Source organism: Microbacterium sp. UBA1097 (assembly GCF_002313585.1).
Taxonomy (GTDB): domain Bacteria; phylum Actinomycetota; class Actinomycetes; order Actinomycetales; family Microbacteriaceae; genus Microbacterium.
In genome coordinates, this window is the sequence record NZ_DCBW01000008.1 from 1 (window position 1) to 19,128 (window position 19,128).

Below are 19,128 nucleotides of genomic sequence, written 5' to 3' on the forward strand. Positions count from 1 at the left end.
ATGCCGCGGCATCCGTTCCCGTGAGGGGTCGGCCCACCTGGGGAGCTGACGGATAGCCCTCGCTCGCGAGCACGACGGTGACCGCCGCGGTGTCGCGGAAGGTCGGCTGCGCCACATCCTCCAGGTTCCCGGAAGCCGCCGCCAGCAGAAGCCCTGACAGCGGCTCGACCAGGCGCGGCAGGACGACCTGCGTCTCGGGGTCACCGAAACGCGCATTGAACTCGATGACACGCACGCCCCGGTCGGTCAGAATGAGTCCCGCGTAGAGCAGGCCGATGAATGGCGTGCCCTCGGCATCCAGCTGACGGATGACCGGCTCGGCGACCTCGCGGGTGACCTGCTCGACGAAGGCAGCCTCGCCGCCCCAGCCCTCGCTCAGCCACGGGAGCGGCGAGTACGCGCCCATCCCACCGGTGTTCGGGCCCTCGTCGCCGTCGTGCAGGCGCTTGAAGTCCTGCGCGGGGCTCAGCGCCCGCACGGTGTCACCGTCGCTGAGGAAGAAGAGCGACACTTCGGGTCCCGACAGGAACTCCTCGACCAGTACGCCACCGGTGCCGAGGTATTCGGCAGCGTGGGCGAGGGCTGCTTCGCGGTCGTCGGTGACGATGACGCCCTTGCCCGCCGCGAGACCGTCGGCCTTTACGACGTGTGGAGCGCCGAACTCGTCGAGCGCTGCGGCAACCTCGTCGAGGGTGGCGGCGTGGGTTGCGCGTCCGGTCGGGACGCCGGCTGCCTGCATGATGCGCTTGGCGAACGCCTTCGATCCCTCGAGCTGCGCGGCGGCCTTGCCCGGACCGAACGTCGGGATGCCGCGCTCGCGCAGCGCATCGGCGACACCGGCGACAAGGGGCGCCTCGGGTCCGATCACGACGAGTCCGATCGACTCGGTCTGCGCGAACGATGCCACCGCGACCGGGTCATTCGGATCGAGCGCGACAACCGTGACGTCCTGGGCGATGCCCGCGTTTCCGGGGGCCGCGAAGATCTCGTGCGCCTCCCCTTCGCTTCGCAGCGACGTGATGATCGCGTGTTCACGGGCACCGGAGCCGAGGACGAGGATTCGCACCCGGTCAGCCTACCGACCGGCGTAGCGTGGGACCGTGCCTCCCAGAATCACGACCGAAGCCGGACGCGCCGCTCTCGGAGCCGTCGCGGAAGGGACCGCCGGCCGGCCCGAGACCGCGACGGCCGTGCGCTACTTACTTCAGTTGCTCGCCGAGAAGGCGCCGGGCGCGACGGTCGAGGTCCGCGTTCCCCCATTCGGGGCGACACAGATCATCGAGGGGCCACGTCACACCCGCGGGACCCCGCCCAACGTCGTCGAGATGGATGCCGCGACCTTCATCGACCTCGCGACGGGGGTGCGCGGGTGGTCGGATGCCGAAACCTCCGGGGCGCTGCGGGCCTCTGGCGTCCGCGCTGATTTCTCGCACCTCCTTCCCCTTCGGCCATGAGCGCGGCATCCCCCTTCGGCCATGAGCGCGGCATCCGCGCCGACCTGGGCCGACTACCGGGGATCGATCGGCGTTCGGTCGTCCCTCTTCGCTGCTCTGGCCCAGCGCTGGCCGATCGAGCGGTGCTCGTCGCCCGTCGCCGCGGGTCGGATGCCGCGCCGGGCGCCCACGACGACTGAGGCATCCCGCTCTCGCACCCTCTCGCCCGCGGACCGCGCTGGGCGAGAGGGTGCGAGAATGGAGATCATGTCCCCGACGAGCGATGACCACCTCGAGCAGGTGACGGTGCGGCGCAGCCCGAAGTACTCCGTCTTCCTGCTGCTCGGCGGTGCCGTCGGCCTGCTCGTCGCCATGATCCTGACGTTCCTGTTCGACGGGACGACGCAAGAGAGCCCCAACACGGGCCTCGTCTACTCCCAGATGCAGGTCTTCGGGTTCCTGCTGCTGATCTTCGTTTCGATCGGCGTCGCCCTCGGCGGAGCGGTGGCCCTCATCTTCGACCGGGTCTACGCGCGCCGCGCCCGCATGCTGCGGGTCGAGCACGACCGCATCATCTCGGCCGACTGAGCGGAACCGGGTGAGGGCAGTCACATGGCAGTCCGGCAAGAGCCATCCTCACCCGATCCCCACGAGCACGTCATCGACGTTCAGGTGCAACGCGTGTTCGTGCGCCGGTCGCCACGATACGGACGCATCCTCGGCGCCGGCATCACCGTCGGCCTTGTCATCGCTGCAGCCCTGACCACATTCGGCGCCGTCTCGGGCGACGGTGTTGCTTCTTCCGGCGAAGCCGGGGTCGTGTGGGCCTTCGGGCTGAACGCCATGGTGTCGGTGGCGGTGTGCCTGTTGATCAGCGCCAGCATCATCCTCATCGCCGAGCGACGCACCCTCCGCCGCATCCGTGACGCCCGCGCCGCGCAGGAGGTCACGTTCGTCGACGACCTCGCGCGGCCGATGACCGATCAGCCGCCTCCCTGGATGCGCGACGAGAGCTGAGGGCGCGCCGGTAGTCTGTTCGGGTGGACTCCCACAACGCCCCCAGTAATCCGTACACCGCGGCCGGTGTCGACACGGCAGCGGGTGACCTCGCCGTCGAACTCATGAAGGCTGCGGTCCGTCGCACCCAGGGCCCCGAAGTCCTCGGCGGGGTCGGTGGCTTCGCCGGCCTGTTCGACGCCTCCACGCTCCGTGCCTACCGGCGCCCGCTGCTTGCGACAAGCACCGACGGTGTCGGTACCAAGGTCGCGATCGCGCAGGCCATCGACAAGCACGACACGATCGGCCAAGACCTCGTCGGCATGGTTGTCGATGACATCGTCGTCGTCGGTGCGCGACCCCTGTTCATGACTGACTACATCGCGTGCGGCAAGGTTGTACCCGAGCGCATCGCCGACATCGTCGCCGGCATTGCGCGCGGCTGCGAAGAGACCGGGACTGCGCTGGTCGGCGGCGAGACCGCCGAGCATCCGGGCCTGCTCGGGATCGATGACTACGATGTCGCGGGCGCGGCCACCGGCGTCGTCGAAGCCGACGCTGTGCTCGGCGCCGATCGTGTCGAGAACGGCGATGTCGTTCTCGCGCTCGCCTCGAGCGGACTCCACGCCAACGGCTACTCGCTCGTTCGTCACATCGTCTCGTCATCCGGTTTGTCGTATACGGATGCCGCGGCCGAGTTCGGTGGCGCCACCTGGGGCGAGGTTCTGCTCGAGCCCACCCGCCTGTACACGGCGCCGCTGCTGCGGCTGATCGCGCAGTCCGGCGGCGGGGTGCATTCCCTCAGCCACGTCACCGGCGGGGGGATCGCGGCAAACCTGGCGCGGGTGCTGCCCGCTGGCACGTGGGTCGATGTCGACCGCGCGACGTGGACGCCGCCGACAGTGTTCCAGACGCTCGCCGCCCGCGGCGGTATTCCCCTCTCCGATACAGAAGGAACGTGGAACCTCGGCATCGGCTTTGTCGCGGTCGTCGCGGCAGACCGGGCAGCGGATGCGGCATCCGCCCTGACCGCCGAAGGTATCGCCACGTGGCAGGTCGGCGTCGTCTCGGATGGCCCGAGGCCGAACGGCGACTATGTGGAAGGGGCGAAGGGCGTTGACGGCGGTGCCGTGCGCCTGGTCGGATCGTTCGCCGAAGGAGCGCAGTAACACCCCATGTGTGGAATCGTCGGCATGGTCGGGCGGGGCTCGGTCAACCAGGAGATCTACGACGCGCTGCTGCTGCTGCAGCACCGCGGGCAGGACTCGACCGGAATCGCCACAGCGGAACCGAGTGGCGTCTTTCACATCACCAAGGCGCGGGGGCAGGTCCGTGAGGCGTTCCGCACGCGCGACATGCGGTCGCTGCTCGGCACGATCGGGCTCGGTCACGTCCGGTACGCCACCAAGGGCACGGCATCCAGCGAAGAAGAAGCCCAGCCCTTCTACGTCAACGCGCCCTACGGCATCGTGCTGGTGCACAACGGCAACCTCACGAACACCCGCGAACTCACCGACGAGCTCTTCCACAAAGACCGTCGCCACCTGAACACGAGCTCTGACACCGAACTCCTGGTCAACGTCCTCGCCGGAGAGCTGCAGGCGACGGTATCGGGGCTCGACCTCGAGCCCGACGAGATCTTTGAAGCAGTCTCCCGTGTCCACGCTCGCGTGGAGGGCTCGTACGCTGCCATCGCCCTCATCGCGGGCCACGGCCTGCTCGCGTTCCGCGACCCGTTCGGCATCCGCCCCCTGATCTTGGGGACGCGCAAGGCCCCCGACGGATCGTTCGAGTGGGTTGTTTCGTCCGAGTCGCTCGTGCTCGAAAACGGCGAGTTCGAGGTAGTCCGCGACGTCATGCCGGGCGAGGCGGTGTTCATCGACCTCGACGGTCACCTGCACACCAAGCAGTGCGCCGAGGCTCCGCAGCTCGTGCCGTGCTCGTTCGAGTACGTCTATCTCGCCCGCCCGGACTCGATCATGAACGGGATCTCGGTCTATGAGGCGCGGCTGCGCATGGGCGACCGCCTGGCCGACACCATCGCGAAGTACACGCCCGCAGGTGCCATCGACGTCGTCATGCCCATCCCGGATTCATCCCGGCCCGCCGCGATGCAGGTCGCGCGCAAGCTCGGCATCGAATACCGCGAGGGGTTCTACAAGAACCGCTACGTCGGACGGACATTCATCATGCCGGGTCAGTCTGCCCGCAAGCGCAGCGTGCGTCAGAAGCTCAACGCGATGTCGAGCGAATTCAAGGGCAAGAACGTGCTGCTCATCGACGACTCGATCGTGCGGGGAACTACCTCGAAGCAGATCATCCAGATGGCCCGGGATGCCGGCGCGACATCCGTGACCTTCGCCTCCGCTGCCCCGCCGGTGCGCTACCCACACGTCTATGGCATTAACATGCCGACCCGGCACGAGCTCGTCGCGCACGGCCGATCCATCCCCGAGATCGCCGAAGAACTCGGTGCCGATTACGTCGTCTATCAGGAGGTAGCCGACCTCAAGGCTGCGATCCTCGAAGGCTCGGATGTCGACGACCTCGACATGAGCTGCTTCGACGGACGCTACGTCACCGGAACAGTGACGGAAGAGTATCTCGACTGGGTCGAGAGCAGTCAGGAGTCCTGAACGGGAGCGCGGTGAAGGGACGAGCCGCGCTCAGGCGGTCTCGTCTAGTTCGTCATCCTCGTCGTCGAACTCATCGGCCCACTTGTCGACGTACAGATCATCGTCGGACGGGTGACCCAGTTCCTTCTCGAGCGCCGCATAGTTGACGCTCGGGCTGTAGGACTTGAGTTCGCGGGCGATCTTGGTGTGTTTCGCCTTTTGACGGCCACGCCCCATGCGAGACCCCCTCATTTCTGACCCGCGGGCTGAAGCGCGGGTCTCCGCACTCCGCAGCCCGTGCATTCACGAATCCGGTCTTTCGCCGGGAAGAGTAGCATTCAGAATATCACGGAGCCCTCGAGGGCCCGCGGCTGTGCGCCCCTCGGCTCCGCATGTCGAGGAGGGAATCCAGATGGCGGACGAACGACCGGAGCTCACAACGGCACCCCTGGACGCGGAGGCGGTCCGCGGCGCGGTGATCGTCGGGGTCGTCCCCGACCAGAATCCTCGGGTCGTGAAGGAAGCCGCGAAGTACGCCGCCATGATGAAGGCCCCCCTCGTTGTGGCGCACGTCGATGTCACCAGGTTCGTCACGTACGAGGATCCCGACGGATACGTGCACTCCGCACCGATCGATGTGAACATCGCTCCCGGTGAGGCCGACTTCGACCTCGTGCGCGCGTCAGTCGCTCACGCGCTGGAGGGAATCGACGTCGAGTGGCGTATCCATCAGCTCGTCGGCGACCCGGCGCTGGCCCTCAAGCATCTTGCGGAGCAGATCGATGCCCGGTTGCTCGTTGTCGGAACCCGCAAGCGCGGCATCGGCGAGTCGATCCGAGAGTTCTTCACGGGATCGGTCGCTGCCCGCCTCGCGCATCGGCAGGCGCGCCCCATCCTCGTCGTTCCGCTGGGGGAGCCGGCGCCTGACGACGAGGACCTCTGGCCGACCAGCTGACCGGCCCGAACGCAGGATCGACCGGCCTTTCACGGCCCCCCACGCGCGGGGAGGCGGATTCATCCTGCAATCGGGTCGCGTGCGCTGCCCCTGTGAGCTTCAGCCGCGGAGTGAGCGGGTGATGGCGCGGGTCACCTCGTCGAGGCCGGTTGCCAGTTCGTCGACGACGGATGCCGTGAGGGTGCCGCCCTTGGCGACGTGCGTCCGCAGATCGGTTCGTACCTGGGCGCGGAACTCGCTGATGGCAACCTCTGCGCGGTGCAGTTGCTCCCGCGAGATCGAACGCAGGTCGTCGGTGACATCCCGCACCTGCTCGCTGCGGTCCTGCCGCTCGGCCCGGCTTGCGGCGGCGAGGTCGGCGCGCAGGCTCTTCATCGCCTCGCGTACCGATCCGCGCACCTCGTCGGCGATCAGGCGCACCGAATCGGCAAGCCCCTCCTCGATGCTTCTGAGGTCACCGGCGCGGGAGGCCACCTCGGCGCGGCCGGCATCCGTGATCTCGTAGATCGTCTTGCGACCGTCGACGGTCTTGGTGACCAGACCCTCTTCCTCGAGCTTCGCGAGCCGGGGATAGACGGTGCCGGCGCTGGGTGTGTACGTGCCACCGGTGCGATCCGACAAGGCCTGGATGATGTCGTAGCCGTGCCGCGGCCCCTCGTCCAGGAGCGAGAGCAGGTACAGGCGCAGGTCGCCGTGAGAGAAGACCGGGGCCATCACAGGCCCTCCGCCTCGCTCGCGGCATCCGCCGGTTCTGCGGCGGGGGAACGGCGCAGCACCGTGAGCCCACCGGCAACGGAGTTCGTGCGCACATCGACGAACGACCCGCTGAGCTCGCCGGTGGAGCCGCTGTAGTTGGTCACGCCGCTTCCCGACCGCATGACGCCATCGATCTGGACGCGACCGCTCACGCTGCGCACGACGAAGTTCGCCGGCAGCCCCTCATCGAGCCGAATGGTCGCGCCGCCGCTCACCGTGTTGAGACTGATGGCGTGCGCATTGCCGGTCGTGTCAACGAGCATGTCGCCCGAGACCGTGTCGATCGTCGCCTTGCGGATGCTGCCGGTCGCAGCGACATCTCCCGAGACACTGTTCGCCGACAGGGTGCCCGTGAGGTCCCGGATCTGGACATCCCCCGACACTGCGTTGACCGTCACGTCGCCGCTGAGGCCATCGACGATGATGTCGCCCGACACCGTGTTGAGGCGAGCCCCGGCCTCGAGACCGGATACGAGCGCGCTCGCGTTCACGACCCCGAGGTTCAAAGCCACCGATCGGGGGACAGCGACGCTGACCTCTGCCTTCGGGCCGCCGGAACCGAAGTTGCGGAACGCCTCGAGGAAGTTGTCCCAGCGCAGCTGTGGATGGTCGATCTCGACGAGGTCGCCGGTTGCTTCGATGCGCAGGTCTTTGACGGTCACCCCGTAGACCTCGATTCGCACCCCGGGTTCGTCGTGGGCGACGACATCAACCTGGCCACCGACGAGGCCGATCTTGAGGGTGCGCACGTCGTCGAGGTCGATGACGCGCGTCTCTCCCGGGTGAATGAGCCACTTCTCAAGGGTCACGGTCCGCTCCGTTCAGGGTCACATGAAAGATCAAACGCGATATAACGCGATTTGAGAATAACGCGTTATATCGCGTTGCACAAGTGTCCACGAGCGACGAGTTGACATTGACGCAACGTCAACTTCTACCGTGGATGCCATGACGGAATGGAGCATCCACGAGGTAGCACAGCGGTCGGGCGTGACGACGCGAACCCTGCGGCATTACGACGCCATCGGCATCCTGTCTCCCACGCGCACGGGAGCGAACGGATACCGCTACTACGGACCCGAGGCGCTCGTGAGACTGCAGCGGATTCTGCTTCTGCGAGACCTCGGTCTCGCGCTCAGCGACATCGCCGAGGTGCTTGACGCGCAACAGGACCCCGCGGAGGCATTGCGCACCCACATCGGGTGGCTCCGTTCCGAGCAGGAAAGGCTCGCGCGGCAGATCGCCGCGGTGGAGTCCACGATCACGGCATGGGAGGGAGGTGAATCGATGATGAACGACGACATGTTCGACGGCTTTGACCACACCGTCTACAAGGACGAGGTCGAGCAGCGCTGGGGCGCGGAAGCGTATTCGCGCTCAGACTCATGGTGGCGCTCGCTGGGCACTGAGCAGCAGGCTGCGTGGAAGAACACGAGCGCCGAGCTCGCCGGGGACTGGGTTGCGGCGGCTGAGTCTGGCATCGAGCCAGGCTCGACCGAGGCACAGGCTCTCGCGGAGCGCCATGTTGCATGGTTGCGCGCCATTCCCGGCACCCCGGCCCATCAGGGCGAAGCCGGGCTGAAGCCCTACGTCCTGGGGCTCGCGGAGATGTATGTAGCCGACCCCCGTTTCGCGGCCAACTACGCGACATCCGGCGGCGGAAACGGCGGAGCCGAGTTCGTGCGAGACGCGCTGGCGGAGTACGTGAACTCCCGCCTGTAGACGTGCACGGCCGACACGAAAAACGGATGCCGCTCCCCTCCCCCGAGGAGCGCGGCATCCGTTTTCGGGCTACGCGGTCAGCTTCTGCCGCCGCTGATCACCCTGAAGAGGAAGGCGATGAGAGCGATGACGCCGACGATCAGGGCAACCCACAGCAGCCAGCTCAGGGCGCTGTTGAGGCCGCCGACGATTGCCAACACGACAGCAATGATGATGACAAGGAGCAGTGCGATGTTCATGGGGCACCTTTCGTTAGACGTCCGGGAGCATGCCCGACGCGTGTCGGGCGGACTCGCCACACCGTGACGATTTCACTGCCGCGGCCGCACCACAATGGGGTTGTTTCCCGGCGGCGAACCCGGTATGGACGCCCTGCGGAACGTGACACGACGCGGGGGAGCGTTAGCCTGGGCCGATGGCGACCAGACCGCGCTTCTCGGGGGTCCACCTCTGGCTGGTGTTCGCCGGGGGCACGATCGGAACTGCGGCGCGACTTGTCGTTCTGCTCGTCGAGGATCCGTCGATCCAGTGGCTCTCCATCCCTCTCATCAACATCGTCGGCTCGTTCCTGCTCGGGGTGGTCACCGGCATGGCAGAACGCCAGGCCGACCCCGCCCGCGCCACGAGGATGCGCACCTTCTGGGGCGTGGGCGTCATGGGAGGGTTCACGACGTACTCGAGCTTCGCCGTGCTTGCGGTGGACCCGGCATCGCTGCCGCTGGCGGTGGTCACCGTGCTCGCCGGGCTTGCGGCTGCCGCCGCGGGACTGTGGATAGCCCGCCCCCGGCCGACGTCAGCGCATGGACACTCAGCATGAGTCCGCTCCTACTCGCTCTGGGCGCGCTCGCCGGCGGCGTCGGCGCGGCGCTACGCTACAGCGCTGACGTCGCCATCCTGCGCTGGTGGGGCCCGCCGTGGGGTGTGTTCGTCGTCAACGTCGTCGGGTCGTTCGCTCTCGGCATCCTCACCGGCTCTGCCGCCCCCGCTGATCTGCAGTTCGTGATCGGCGGAGGTCTCCTCGGAGGCTTCACCACCTTCAGCGCCGTCTCGGTCACGACACTGCTGCTGGCCGAAGAGCGGCGGGGGCGGATGGCGATCGTCAATGTCGTCGGAACGTTCGTGCTCGCGCTCGCCGCCGCCGCGGGCGGGCTTGCGCTCGGCGGAGCGCTCGCTGCCGCGTCGAGCTGATCGGGACTTTTCGGGATATCCCCCGGAATCACCGTGCGAAGATGGGGACGATACACCCGCGTATCGTCGCGTCCCGACCGCACCGAGCACAGCAAAGGCCACCGTGTCGAAACTCGCCGTCCTGAGCCTGAAAAACCGCGCCCTCATCGCGCTGGTCACGATCGTCGCTGCCCTGTTCGGCAGCCTCGCGTTAACCAACCTGAAGCAGGAACTGATCCCGTCTATCGAGTTCCCGGCCCTCATCGTCGTCACGACCTACCCGGGAGCCTCCCCCGAAGTCGTCGCCAACGACGTGTCGACGCCGATCGAGACCGCCATCCAGGCCGTCCCCGGCCTCGAGTCGACGACCGCGACCAGCACGACCAACGCCTCGATCGTGCAGGCGTCTTTCACCTACGGCACCGACCTCGGCACCGCCGAGCAGAAGATCACGCAAGCGATCAACCGGATCTCCTCTCAGCTGCCCGAGAACGTCGAACCCAACGTGCTCTCGGCGAGCATCGACGACTTCCCCGTCATCCAGATCGCCGTCACCGGCTACGACGACCAGCAGACCATCCAGGCGACACTCGAGTCCGTCGCGATCCCCGAGCTCGAGGATGTCGACGGGGTCAACGCCGCGCAGATCGTCGGTGGCACCGGCCAGCGCATCACGATCACGCCTGACCCGGCAGAGCTCGCCGCGACCGGCTACACGCAACAGGCGATCCGCGACGCTCTCGACCAGAACGGCGTGCTCTTCCCGGGCGGTCAGATCACCGAGAACGAGCAGACCCTCACGGTGCAGACCGGCTCGAAGATCACCTCCGTCGACGCGGTAGCGGCGCTACCGCTCGTTCCCACGGATGCCGAGCAGTTCCAGGCCGGAGCGGTCACGATCGCCGACGTCGCCACCGTCGAGCAGGGCCAGGACCCCGTCGCGACGATCTCTCGCGTGAACGGCGAGCCGGCGGTGACGATCGCGATCACGAAGCTCCCGGCAGCCAACACCGTCGATGTCTCGCACGGCGTGCTCGACATCCTGCCCGACCTCGAGCAGCAGCTTGACGGAGTCACCCTCACCGTTGTCTTCGACCAGGCGCCCTATATCGAGCAGTCGATCGAGACTCTCGCCGTTGAAGGTGGATTCGGCCTGCTGTTCGCGGTGCTCGTCATCCTGCTCTTCCTGCTCTCGGTGCGTGCGACGCTCGTGACCGCGATCTCGATCCCGACGAGCGTGCTCATCACGTTCATCGGGCTGCAGGCGTTCGGGTACTCGCTGAACATCCTGACCCTCGGGGCCATCACAATCTCGATCGGACGGGTCGTGGATGACTCGATCGTCGTGATCGAGAACATCAGGCGCCACTACGTGGGCAAGGCCGACAAGCTGACCTCGATCGTGCGCGCAGTCAGGGAGGTCGGGTCGGCGATCACGTCCTCGACCATCACGACTGTCGCCGTCTTCTTGCCCATCGCCTTCGTCGGCGACGTCACCGGAGAACTGTTCCGGCCGTTCGCGCTCACCGTCACGATCGCACTGCTCGCCTCGCTGCTGGTCGCGCTCACGATCGTGCCCGTGCTGGCCTACTGGTTCCTCAAGCCCGGCAAGCCGCTGCTCGATGAGGCCGGGCGCGAGATCGACCCCGAGAACCCGGCAGCTCCTCTCGATCGGCTCCAGCGCGGGTACACCCCGATCCTGCGCTGGACGCTGCGCCACTCCTGGGTGACCCTCGGCCTTGCCGTGCTCGTCCTCGTCGGTACCATCGCCGCCGCGCCCCTGATGAAGACGAACTTCCTCGGTGATTCCGGGCAGAACACGTTCACGATGACCCAAGACATCGGTCCGGCACCGAGCCTCGAGGCCGAGTCCGCGGCTGCTGAGCCCGTCGAGGAGGCTCTGCTGGGCATCGAGGGCATCGAGACCGTGCAGGTCTCCATCGGCTCCAGCGGCAATGCGCTGCGCGATGCCTTCACCGGCGGCGGCAGCGGAATCACCTACTCCATCACGACCGAGGAAGGCGTCGACCAGGTCGCCCTTCGTCAGGAAGTACAGGACACCGTCGAGGCGATTCCCGATGTCGGTGAGATCACCGTGGCGGGAGGCAATGGCGGCTTCGGCTCGACCGACATCGAGGTAGACGTCACGGCTCCCGACGCGTCAACGCTGCAAGAGGCGACGGATGCCGTGGTCGCAAGCCTCAGCGACCTCGACGACGTCAGCCAGGTCACGAGCAACCTGTCAGCATCCCTGCCCTTCATCTCGGTCCGGGTCGACAGCGACAAGGCAGCGTCGCTCGGCCTGTCGGAAGTCGCTGTGGGCGCGATCGTGTCGAGCACCATGCAACCGCAGAACATCGGCAGCGTTGAGGTCGACGACACCTCGCTGACGGTTTACCTCGCCGCGAACGACCCGCCGACCACGATCGACGAACTGCGCAACCTGCAGGTGTTCACCGCCCAGGGGCCTGTGCCACTGTCGGATGTCGCAGTTGTCGAAGAGGCCCAGGGGCCGACCTCGATCACCACCGAAGGTGGCACGCGCACCGCGACAGTCACGGTCACGCCGGCTACCGACAACCTCTCGCAGGCGACGGCATCCGTCACGGAAGCGATTGACGCGGCTGACCTGCCCTCGGCCGCGCGCGCTAGCCTCGGCGGTGTCGCAACCGACCAGGCTGACGCTTTCAGCCAGCTGGGGCTCGCGCTGCTGGCGGCCATCCTGATCGTGTACGTCGTCATGGTCGCGACCTTCAAATCGCTGCGCCAGCCGCTGCTGCTCCTCATCTCGGTGCCGTTCGCGGCGACCGGAGCGATCCTCCTGCAGATCGTCACCGGCATCCCGCTGGGTGTCGCCTCGCTCATCGGTGTGCTGATGCTCATCGGCATCGTCGTCACGAACGCCATCGTTCTCGTCGATCTCGTCAACCAGTACCGCGAGAAGGGCCTGAGTGCCCACGATGCGACGATCGCCGGTGGTACGCGGCGTCTTCGCCCAATCCTGATGACCGCGCTGGCCACGATCCTCGCGCTCACTCCCATGGGACTCGGGATCACCGGCACGGGCGGATTCATTTCGCAGCCGCTCGCGATCGTCGTCATCGGCGGACTCATCTCGTCCACCGTCCTGACGCTGCTCGTCCTGCCGACGCTCTACAACCTCGTCGAGGGCGCGAAGGAGCGGCGGCAGGCAAAGCGCGCGGCGAGGTCGGGGCAAACGGATGCCGAGGGCGCACTCGCGCTCGCGGGGGTAGCGGGCGCTGCGGGCGGTGCTGGCGCGGGTGGTGCCGAGGACGTGCCGCTGACGCGCCGTGAGCTGCGCGAACGTGAAGCCTTGCGGACCGGCCAGATCCCGATCCAGGCGCCGGCGGAGCCCGACGAGGTGAGCGAGGCCGCGACCGACACACCTGAGACAGATGGCGCACCGGCCTCGGCTGACTCGGATGCCGCGGAGGAGGCCGTCGACGGCGCTGAGCCCGCGTCCGGCGATGCTGACCGCTCAACTATCGACGTCGGCGAGGACGACGTGGATACTGTCGCTCCCGACGCCGGTGAGCCGGAAGCCGTCGAGCCCGAAGCCTCCGAGCCGGAGGCCGCCGACGCGGAGTCTGGCGAGCACGGGACTGACGACAACGTTGCAGCCGATGGGCACACCGCAGAGCCCGAGGCTGCCGCCGACGGTGATGATGCGGCGTCCGCGGATGCCGAGCCAGCGTCGCCGGAGTCAGCCGACAGTTCCGAGCAGACCGACCTCGCCGCCGAGAACACGGACGACGACGAGAACGGTCGTCAGCCCGAGTAGGAGACTCCCCAGCTCACGGTCCAGGTCTCGCCCGGCGCCAGCCAGCGCAGACCTCGACCGGAGTTGAGGGCGTCCGGCACCGCGCTCATCGGTTCGATAGCGACAGCCAACTCGCGGTTCGGGTAGCGGTCGGTCGTGTACACCTGCACGTAGTCGAGCTCCGGGCCCTGCCAGATCGTGACGGTCCGGCCATCCGGCGCGCTGAGACGGTGGCGCATCATCCCGTCGGCGTCACGAGCGATGTCGGTGTAGCAGGTGTTGAGCGAGACATCCCCGAGGCGGGCGCCGCTGCGCAGGTCGGATGCCGCATCCACCGGCACCTCGTCGATCGGGATCAGCGCGTCATCGAGCACGAGCATCTTCGCGCCCGGCGAGGTGAGCACCAGGTCGGCTGTCGGTACGTCGCCGAGCGTGAAGTACGGGTGGGTGCCGAGGGCTGCCGGTGCGGCATCCGTGCCGACGTTCTCGATGATGTGGGTGACCTCGATGCCGTCGGCAGTGAGCGCGTACGCGACTGTCGTGTCGAGCTGGAACGGGTAGCCGCTCTGGGGAAAGACTGTGGCCGCGAGCGTGAGCCGGTCGCCGGACTGCTCGGCCACCGTGTACGGCATGAAGCGCAGCAGCCCGTGCGATGCGCCCCCGACCGACGGGTCGGTGATCCACAGCTGGTAGGTGGTGCCGTTGTGGCTCCACTTGCCATCGCGGACGCGGTTCGGCCACGGCACGAGCACGGTTCCGGATGCCGCGGGCGCCGGCATCCCCTGCGGGTACGGTGCGATGAGGTCCACGCCATCGACGGTGAGCCCGCGGATCGTCGCACCCACCTGGGTGAGGTGCGCGGTCACGCGACCGTCGGCACTCGAGAGGTGGAACTGCTCCCCGGTGGGGTCGTGGCGGATGTCGGGCATGGGTCCTCCTCGGCGGGCGTCGTGCCCATGCTAGAGGCCGTGGGTGATGCATCCGACCTTGCCTGCCGTGGTTGCCGCGGCGCGGGGGTTTCCCAGGGTGAGCCTGTACGCTGGATAGGTCGGCTCTGGACATTGCCATGTATGGCGAGTGGGTTTGTGAGTCCTTGGGGCCGATGGTGAGCGCCGATCGGCGTGCATGACCATCACATGAATGGCCCCCGGCCAAGAGAGTCCGGGCCTGTCGAGCGCGTCTCGACTGCTGTTCTCGTGCGAGAGAACCCAGGAAGAACACACCCATGCCCAAGAGCAAGAAGCCGGCCGGCGGCCGCGCTGCCAAGAACTTCGAACCGCGCTACGGCGAGAAGACCGCATACCAGGACCGCAAGCGTCGCCCTGGCACGTCGTCGGCCGGAAAGCCCGGCAGCAAGAGCCCCAGCCACCGCGGCTACCGCCCCGAGACTGCAGAGTCGGACGCGGCGCCCAAGCGTCGCTGGACCGCGCAGGAGCGCGCAGGTCGCGATGAGGCCCGCGCCATCCGTACCCACGCCCGGGACGATCGTCCGCGCCGCGATGACCGTCCCGCACGCGATGACCGCCAGCGCTCCGGTGGCTATGGCCGCAGTTCGCGCGATGACCGGCCGCGTCGGGACGACCGTCCGTCGTACGGTGACCGTCCGCGTCGGGATGACCGCCCCTCGTATGGGGATCGCCCGCGTCGGGATGACCGCCCGTCCTACGGTGACCGTCCGCGTCGGGATGACCGCCCCGCCTACGGCGACCGTCCGCAGCGTGAGGGTCAGGATCGTTACTCGGAGCGTCCGCGTCGGGATGACCGTGCGCAGCAGGACCGCTACTCCGATCGTCCGCGTCGGGACGATCGCCCCGCCTACGGTGAACGTCCGCGTCGGGATGACCGCGGTGGTTATGGCGACCGCGCGCGCCGCGACGACCGTCCGCAGCGCGAGAGCCAGGACCGCTACGGAGACCGTCCGCGTCGCGATGACCGACCCTCCTACGCAGACCGCCCCCGTCGTGACGACCGCGCCGGTTACGGGGATCGTCCACGTCGTGACGATCGTCCGCGTCGCGACGACCGTCCAACCCGCTCCGACTGGAACGCTCCGACGCGCACGGCTGCCCACGAAGAGCACGTGGATGTCGTCCACGAGCGTCTGCAGGCCGAGGCCGTTCAGGCTGACGCTGTCGAGGGCGTCGGTTTCGGTGACCTGGGGCTCGGCGAGAACATCGTCCGTGTGCTCGCCGAGCTGGGGGCGGCATCGCCGTTCCCGATCCAGGCTGCGACCATCGCTCCGATCCTCGAGGGACGCGACGTGCTAGCCCGCGGCCGCACCGGCTCGGGCAAGACCATCGCCTTTGGCGCCCCGCTCGTGGAGAGCATTCTGCGTTCGCAGGCAGGAAGCCGTCGTGAGTTCGGTCGCTCTCCCAAGGCTCTGGTTCTCGCTCCCACGCGTGAGCTCGCGCTGCAGATCGACCGGACGATCCAGCCGATCGCCCGCAGCGTCGGCCTGTTCACGACGCAGATCTACGGTGGCGTGCCGCAGGCGCGCCAGGTCGGTGCCCTCAAGAAGGGCGTCGACATCATCGTCGGTACGCCGGGCCGCATCGAAGACCTCGTCGAACAGGGCAAACTCGACCTCTCCGAGGTTCGGATCGCGGTCCTGGATGAAGCCGACCACATGTGCGAGCTGGGCTTCCTCGAGCCGGTGCAGCGTATCCTGCGCCTCACCGCGGACGGCAGTCAGAAGCTGTTGTTCTCGGCGACGCTCGACCGTGAAGTTGCCGCGCTCGTCGACGAGTTCCTCGTCGAGCCCGCCGTCTACGAGGTTGCTGGCGAGGACCAGGATTCGAGCACCATCGAGCACCGTGTTCTCGTGATCGACCACCGCGACAAGGCAGAGATCCTGACCTCGCTCGTCGACCGCGACGGCAAGACCCTCGTGTTCGCCCGCACGCGTGCGTACGCCGAGATGCTCGCGGAGCAGTTCGACGACGCTGGCATCCCGTCCCTCGCGCTGCACGGGGACCTGAACCAGGCCAAGCGCACGCGGAACCTCGAGAAGCTGACCTCGGGGCGGGTGCGGGTGCTCGTCGCCACGGATGTCGCCGCGCGCGGCATCCACGTCGATGACATCGACCTGGTCGTGCAGGCCGACGCTCCCGACGAGTACAAGACGTACCTGCACCGCTCGGGTCGCACAGGGCGGGCCGGTCGTGAGGGCCGCGTTGTGACGCTCATCACGCGTCAGCGTCGTCGCCGGATGACCGAGATGCTCGACCGCGCCGAGATCGACGCGCCGTTCGAGGACGCGCGCATCGGCGACGACCTGCTCGAGGAGATCGCGGGCCGTCAGCTCGCCGACGTCGACGCCTGACGCGCCGCACCACTCCCGGCACTCCCGCGCCTCTGGCACCCTGCGCTAGGTAGGAAATATCTCCGAGGTAGGACGAATCCCCACCGGATCGTCCTACCTCGGGTATTTGTCCTACGTCGAAGAGGAGTCGTCAGCGGCGTCAGAACAGCATGGCGGCGGCGTCAGCCCGCCTGCCGCGCGAGGTCGTGACGACGGATGCCGCCGCGCGGCGCGCAGCCAGACCGGGGACCGGCTCGCGTGGGGGAGCTTCTTCTTCGGCGTGGCCGGTCAGTCCGTGCACCCGCAGCAGCGGACGGACGCGCTTGGCCAGCCATTGCCGGTAGGCCTTCGGCGCGTAGGCGGAAGCGCCCGGATAGAGTCCGCGATACGAGCCGACCAACTCCGGATGCTCCCGCTCAAGCCATTGCCAGAACCACTGCTTCGCCCCCGGCCGCAGGTGCAGCGCGCCGAAGACCACCCGGTGTGCACCGGCTGCGCGGATGCGCCCCAGTGCGTCATCGAGCGTGGCGATCGAATCCGTGAGGTGGGGGAGGATCGGCATCAGGAACACGGTGACGCGGAATCCGGCATCCGTCGCTGCGCGGACGGTCTCGAGCCGCGCCGCGGCGCTCGGGGTCCCCGGCTCGAGGGCGCGCTGTAGCGCATCGTCGAACACGGCGATCGACATCGCGAGCGAGATGTCGACCTCACGGGAGGCTTCCGTCAGAAGCGGAAGATCGCGGCGCAGCAGCGTGCCCTTCGTGAGGATCGAGAACGGGGTACCGGCATCCGTCAGCGCCTGAATGATCCCGGGCATGAGTCGGTACCGTCCCTCGGCCCGCTGATAGGGGTCGGTGTTCGTGCCGAGCATGACTGGGTCGCCCGTCCACGAGGGTCGCGCGAGTTCCGTGCGCAGCACGTCGGCGACGTTGACCTTCACGACGATCTGCGAATCGAAGTCGCGCCCGGCGTCCAGCTCGAGATACTCGTGCGTGCCTCGGGCGAAACAGTTGTGACTGATGACGCCGTTCGCGATGAAATCACCGGTGCCGGTCGTGATGTCGACCATGTCGATGCTGTGCCCGAGGTCTTCGATTCCGACGACGCGGAGGTCACTCGATGTCTTCACCGCACCGTCGACGATCGAGAGCTTTCTCGTGATCGCGGGCCGTGAGATCTCGAAGAAACGCATTCGCGAAGCCAGCCCGCCCGTGACCCGGATAGCGCTCACCCCGTTCGGCCGCGGCCCCTCGGTGACGGCAGGGATATCAAAGCACGCAAGTGCCTCGCGGACCGTACCGAGCACGTCCTCGTTCTTGTTGCTGATTCTCAGCACACCCCGCGAACAGGAGCCTTCGGCGTCGAAGATCCCGCCCAGGTATCCGGCCAGCCATTCCTCGCTCGGGTCTGTAGGTCGCTGGATAAGGGCCTCAATTGCGGCCACCGCCTCTTTGCGTGCTGTATGGATAGCGAGCATGGCGCGCCGCTGCTCGGTTGCGGCTGTAAACGGCCTGACGTTGGTGGGGATTCCCTCGAGCGCCAATAGCGCCTGGGTGCGTTCGAGAGCCTCCGTGTCCGCGAGAGCGAGCCGAAAGGCGTGAATCGCGCCGGTGCGACCCCCACGCGGGTATGTCTTGTGCAGAATCATCCCGTCGCCCTTAATCATCCCCGCAAGGTAGCCCAGCCGCCACCATCTGTCGGTGGCGTCGTGCCCTGTGACTCTCGCCGCTCCAATCCCGAAACCCATCAGCCGGTTGTTAAAAGTCAGGTAGGGACGCTGCTCCGGTCCACTCATCGCTCCCGTCACGTGCTTCCAGCTTCGCTCGGTCAAGAAGCGGTGATCGGCGCTTGCGACGAGCTCTGTCCCATCGGCGAGGGTCACGCGGTGTGCGCGTCGGACCGTCGCCCACTTCGCGCGCACCGTTGTGGCAACGTACCGGCGGTACTCTCCGCGGCGTTCGGTGCCGATGATCGATTCTCCGACTCGAAGATCGCCGAGGGCGCGGGTGCGGCCGTCGGCGAGCAGGATCATGGTTTCCGGAGCTAGGCAGTACGAGCAGGCATGACTGCATCCGCGGTAGGGGTTCACTGTCCAGTCGAACGGCATCCCCGAGGCGCCGGGCACGTGGTTGAGGGCGCTCTTGGCGACGACCTCGTGAAAGGTCATCCCCGCGAACTCGGGTGTCGTGACCGAGCGGATGAAGCCGCCGAGGTGCTCCATTCCGGGCAGCGCGTTGCCATCGCTCGCGCCGATCGTCTGCCCGTTCCATCGCATGCGCACAGTCGAACAAAAATACGATCAACTGTCAACCCGCGGGTCAGATCAGCCGAACTGGATGCCGAACCTGGAGGCATCCTACAAACGCGAGACGCAGTACCGCCCGACGTGAACCGCAATCCCA

Annotated in this window: 19 protein-coding genes; 12 read left to right on the forward strand and 7 right to left on the reverse strand. The window is 67.5% G+C overall.

Going from position 1 to position 19,128, the window contains the following annotated elements; translation table 11 throughout:
- Positions 1-1,066, reverse strand: a 1,066-nt coding sequence (gene purD / locus B4F19_RS01365; protein WP_292732400.1) for a phosphoribosylamine--glycine ligase, incomplete at its 3' end; no start/stop codon positions are given.
- A 34-nt stretch (positions 1,067-1,100) separates the two neighbouring features.
- Between purD and B4F19_RS01370 the strand changes: the two genes are divergently transcribed.
- The 6 genes from B4F19_RS01370 to purF are packed head-to-tail and all read left to right on the forward strand — an operon-like array spanning position 1,101 to position 5,065.
- A complete protein-coding gene (locus tag B4F19_RS01370; RefSeq protein ID WP_228179365.1) occupies positions 1,101-1,454 on the forward strand; it encodes a sterol carrier family protein in 354 nt (117 codons plus the stop codon).
- Positions 1,451-1,633, forward strand: coding sequence for a hypothetical protein (locus B4F19_RS01375; RefSeq protein ID WP_292732402.1), 183 nt, complete (start codon positions 1,451-1,453; stop codon positions 1,631-1,633). Before B4F19_RS01370 ends, B4F19_RS01375 begins: the two co-directional genes overlap by 4 nt.
- 58 nt (positions 1,634-1,691) lie before the next feature.
- Entirely contained in the window at positions 1,692-2,021 is a 330-nt protein-coding gene (locus B4F19_RS01380) for a potassium transporter Trk (RefSeq protein WP_349675936.1), read from the forward strand.
- A gap of 24 nt (positions 2,022-2,045) precedes the next feature.
- Entirely contained in the window at positions 2,046-2,450 is a 405-nt protein-coding gene (locus B4F19_RS01385) for a hypothetical protein (RefSeq protein WP_228179364.1), read from the forward strand.
- A gap of 23 nt (positions 2,451-2,473) precedes the next feature.
- On the forward strand, positions 2,474-3,598 hold the full coding sequence (gene purM / locus B4F19_RS01390) for a phosphoribosylformylglycinamidine cyclo-ligase (protein ID WP_228179363.1): 1,125 nt from the start codon (positions 2,474-2,476) through the stop codon (positions 3,596-3,598).
- 6 nt (positions 3,599-3,604) lie between these two features.
- Complete coding sequence (gene purF, locus B4F19_RS01395; protein ID WP_292730055.1) at positions 3,605-5,065, forward strand: amidophosphoribosyltransferase; 1,461 nt, start codon at positions 3,605-3,607, stop codon at positions 5,063-5,065.
- A gap of 30 nt (positions 5,066-5,095) precedes the next feature.
- Here the strand turns inward: purF and B4F19_RS01400 are convergent, their stop codons facing one another.
- Positions 5,096-5,281: a DUF3073 domain-containing protein gene (locus B4F19_RS01400; protein ID WP_228179361.1), complete on the reverse strand. Its 186-nt coding sequence runs from the start codon at positions 5,279-5,281 to the stop codon at positions 5,096-5,098.
- Positions 5,282-5,456: 175 nt separating this feature from the next.
- On the opposite strand from B4F19_RS01400, the gene B4F19_RS01405 reads away from it, so the two are divergent.
- Positions 5,457-5,999 carry a universal stress protein gene (locus tag B4F19_RS01405; protein WP_228179360.1) on the forward strand — a complete coding sequence of 181 codons (543 nt, stop codon included), beginning with the start codon at positions 5,457-5,459 and terminating at the stop codon, positions 5,997-5,999.
- A 99-nt stretch (positions 6,000-6,098) separates the two neighbouring features.
- On the opposite strand, the gene B4F19_RS01410 is transcribed toward B4F19_RS01405, so the two are convergent.
- A complete protein-coding gene (locus B4F19_RS01410) occupies positions 6,099-6,713 on the reverse strand; it encodes a PadR family transcriptional regulator (RefSeq protein ID WP_292732634.1) in 615 nt (204 codons plus the stop codon).
- Complete coding sequence (locus B4F19_RS01415; RefSeq protein WP_292730051.1) at positions 6,713-7,564, reverse strand: DUF4097 family beta strand repeat-containing protein; 852 nt, start codon at positions 7,562-7,564, stop codon at positions 6,713-6,715. The genes B4F19_RS01410 and B4F19_RS01415 overlap by 1 nt, the downstream gene beginning before the upstream one ends.
- 139 nt (positions 7,565-7,703) lie before the next feature.
- Here B4F19_RS01415 and B4F19_RS01420 point away from each other — a divergent pair, with 139 nt between their 5' ends.
- Entirely contained in the window at positions 7,704-8,477 is a 774-nt protein-coding gene (locus B4F19_RS01420; protein ID WP_228179358.1) for a MerR family transcriptional regulator, read from the forward strand.
- Between the two features lie 77 nt (positions 8,478-8,554).
- Here the strand turns inward: B4F19_RS01420 and B4F19_RS01425 are convergent, their stop codons facing one another.
- On the reverse strand, positions 8,555-8,716 hold the full coding sequence (locus B4F19_RS01425; RefSeq protein ID WP_228179357.1) for a hypothetical protein: 162 nt from the start codon (positions 8,714-8,716) through the stop codon (positions 8,555-8,557).
- Between the two features lie 176 nt (positions 8,717-8,892).
- On the opposite strand from B4F19_RS01425, the gene B4F19_RS01430 reads away from it, so the two are divergent.
- The 3 genes from B4F19_RS01430 to B4F19_RS01440 all read left to right on the forward strand — a co-directional run bounded on the left by B4F19_RS01430 (position 8,893) and on the right by B4F19_RS01440 (position 13,446).
- Positions 8,893-9,294 (forward strand): fluoride efflux transporter FluC, encoded by a 402-nt coding sequence (locus B4F19_RS01430; protein WP_292732406.1) that lies wholly within the window; start codon positions 8,893-8,895, stop codon positions 9,292-9,294.
- A complete protein-coding gene (locus tag B4F19_RS01435) occupies positions 9,291-9,665 on the forward strand; it encodes a CrcB family protein (protein WP_292732408.1) in 375 nt (124 codons plus the stop codon). Before B4F19_RS01430 ends, B4F19_RS01435 begins: the two co-directional genes overlap by 4 nt.
- 103 nt (positions 9,666-9,768) lie before the next feature.
- The gene (locus B4F19_RS01440) at positions 9,769-13,446 is read left to right on the forward strand and encodes an efflux RND transporter permease subunit (protein WP_292732410.1); all 3,678 of its coding nucleotides are present in this window, start codon (positions 9,769-9,771) and stop codon (positions 13,444-13,446) included.
- Here the strand turns inward: B4F19_RS01440 and B4F19_RS01445 are convergent.
- Entirely contained in the window at positions 13,434-14,354 is a 921-nt protein-coding gene (locus B4F19_RS01445) for an aldose 1-epimerase family protein (protein WP_292732411.1), read from the reverse strand. The genes B4F19_RS01440 and B4F19_RS01445 overlap by 13 nt on opposite strands.
- A 296-nt stretch (positions 14,355-14,650) precedes the next feature.
- Here B4F19_RS01445 and B4F19_RS01450 point away from each other — a divergent pair, with 296 nt between their 5' ends.
- Positions 14,651-16,747 carry a DEAD/DEAH box helicase gene (locus B4F19_RS01450; RefSeq protein WP_292732412.1) on the forward strand — a complete coding sequence of 699 codons (2,097 nt, stop codon included), beginning with the start codon at positions 14,651-14,653 and terminating at the stop codon, positions 16,745-16,747.
- 139 nt (positions 16,748-16,886) lie between these two features.
- Here the strand turns inward: B4F19_RS01450 and B4F19_RS01455 are convergent, their stop codons facing one another.
- On the reverse strand, positions 16,887-19,001 hold the full coding sequence (locus tag B4F19_RS01455; protein WP_292732413.1) for an intein-containing Rv2578c family radical SAM protein: 2,115 nt from the start codon (positions 18,999-19,001) through the stop codon (positions 16,887-16,889).
- Positions 19,002-19,128: the final 127 nt, after the last annotated feature.

What these genes read in the sequence shown, in the direction of transcription:
- B4F19_RS01375 (WP_292732402.1), top strand. Translation starts at nt 1,451, where the DNA reads ATGAGCGCGGCATCCCCCTTCGGCCATGAGCGCGGCATCCGCGCCGAC.
- B4F19_RS01385 (WP_228179364.1), top strand. Translation starts at nt 2,046, where the DNA reads ATGGCAGTCCGGCAAGAGCCATCCTCACCCGATCCCCACGAGCACGTC.
- purF (WP_292730055.1), top strand. Translation starts at nt 3,605, where the DNA reads ATGTGTGGAATCGTCGGCATGGTCGGGCGGGGCTCGGTCAACCAGGAG.
- B4F19_RS01425 (WP_228179357.1), bottom strand. Translation starts at nt 8,716, where the DNA reads ATGAACATCGCACTGCTCCTTGTCATCATCATTGCTGTCGTGTTGGCA.
- B4F19_RS01410 (WP_292732634.1), bottom strand. Translation starts at nt 6,713, where the DNA reads ATGGCCCCGGTCTTCTCTCACGGCGACCTGCGCCTGTACCTGCTCTCG.
- B4F19_RS01405 (WP_228179360.1), top strand. Translation starts at nt 5,457, where the DNA reads ATGGCGGACGAACGACCGGAGCTCACAACGGCACCCCTGGACGCGGAG.
- B4F19_RS01400 (WP_228179361.1), bottom strand. Translation starts at nt 5,281, where the DNA reads ATGGGGCGTGGCCGTCAAAAGGCGAAACACACCAAGATCGCCCGCGAA.
- B4F19_RS01420 (WP_228179358.1), top strand. Translation starts at nt 7,704, where the DNA reads ATGACGGAATGGAGCATCCACGAGGTAGCACAGCGGTCGGGCGTGACG.
- B4F19_RS01450 (WP_292732412.1), top strand. Translation starts at nt 14,651, where the DNA reads ATGCCCAAGAGCAAGAAGCCGGCCGGCGGCCGCGCTGCCAAGAACTTC.
- B4F19_RS01380 (WP_349675936.1), top strand. Translation starts at nt 1,692, where the DNA reads ATGGAGATCATGTCCCCGACGAGCGATGACCACCTCGAGCAGGTGACG.
- B4F19_RS01445 (WP_292732411.1), bottom strand. Translation starts at nt 14,354, where the DNA reads ATGCCCGACATCCGCCACGACCCCACCGGGGAGCAGTTCCACCTCTCG.
- B4F19_RS01455 (WP_292732413.1), bottom strand. Translation starts at nt 19,001, where the DNA reads ATGCGATGGAACGGGCAGACGATCGGCGCGAGCGATGGCAACGCGCTG.
- B4F19_RS01430 (WP_292732406.1), top strand. Translation starts at nt 8,893, where the DNA reads ATGGCGACCAGACCGCGCTTCTCGGGGGTCCACCTCTGGCTGGTGTTC.
- B4F19_RS01435 (WP_292732408.1), top strand. Translation starts at nt 9,291, where the DNA reads ATGAGTCCGCTCCTACTCGCTCTGGGCGCGCTCGCCGGCGGCGTCGGC.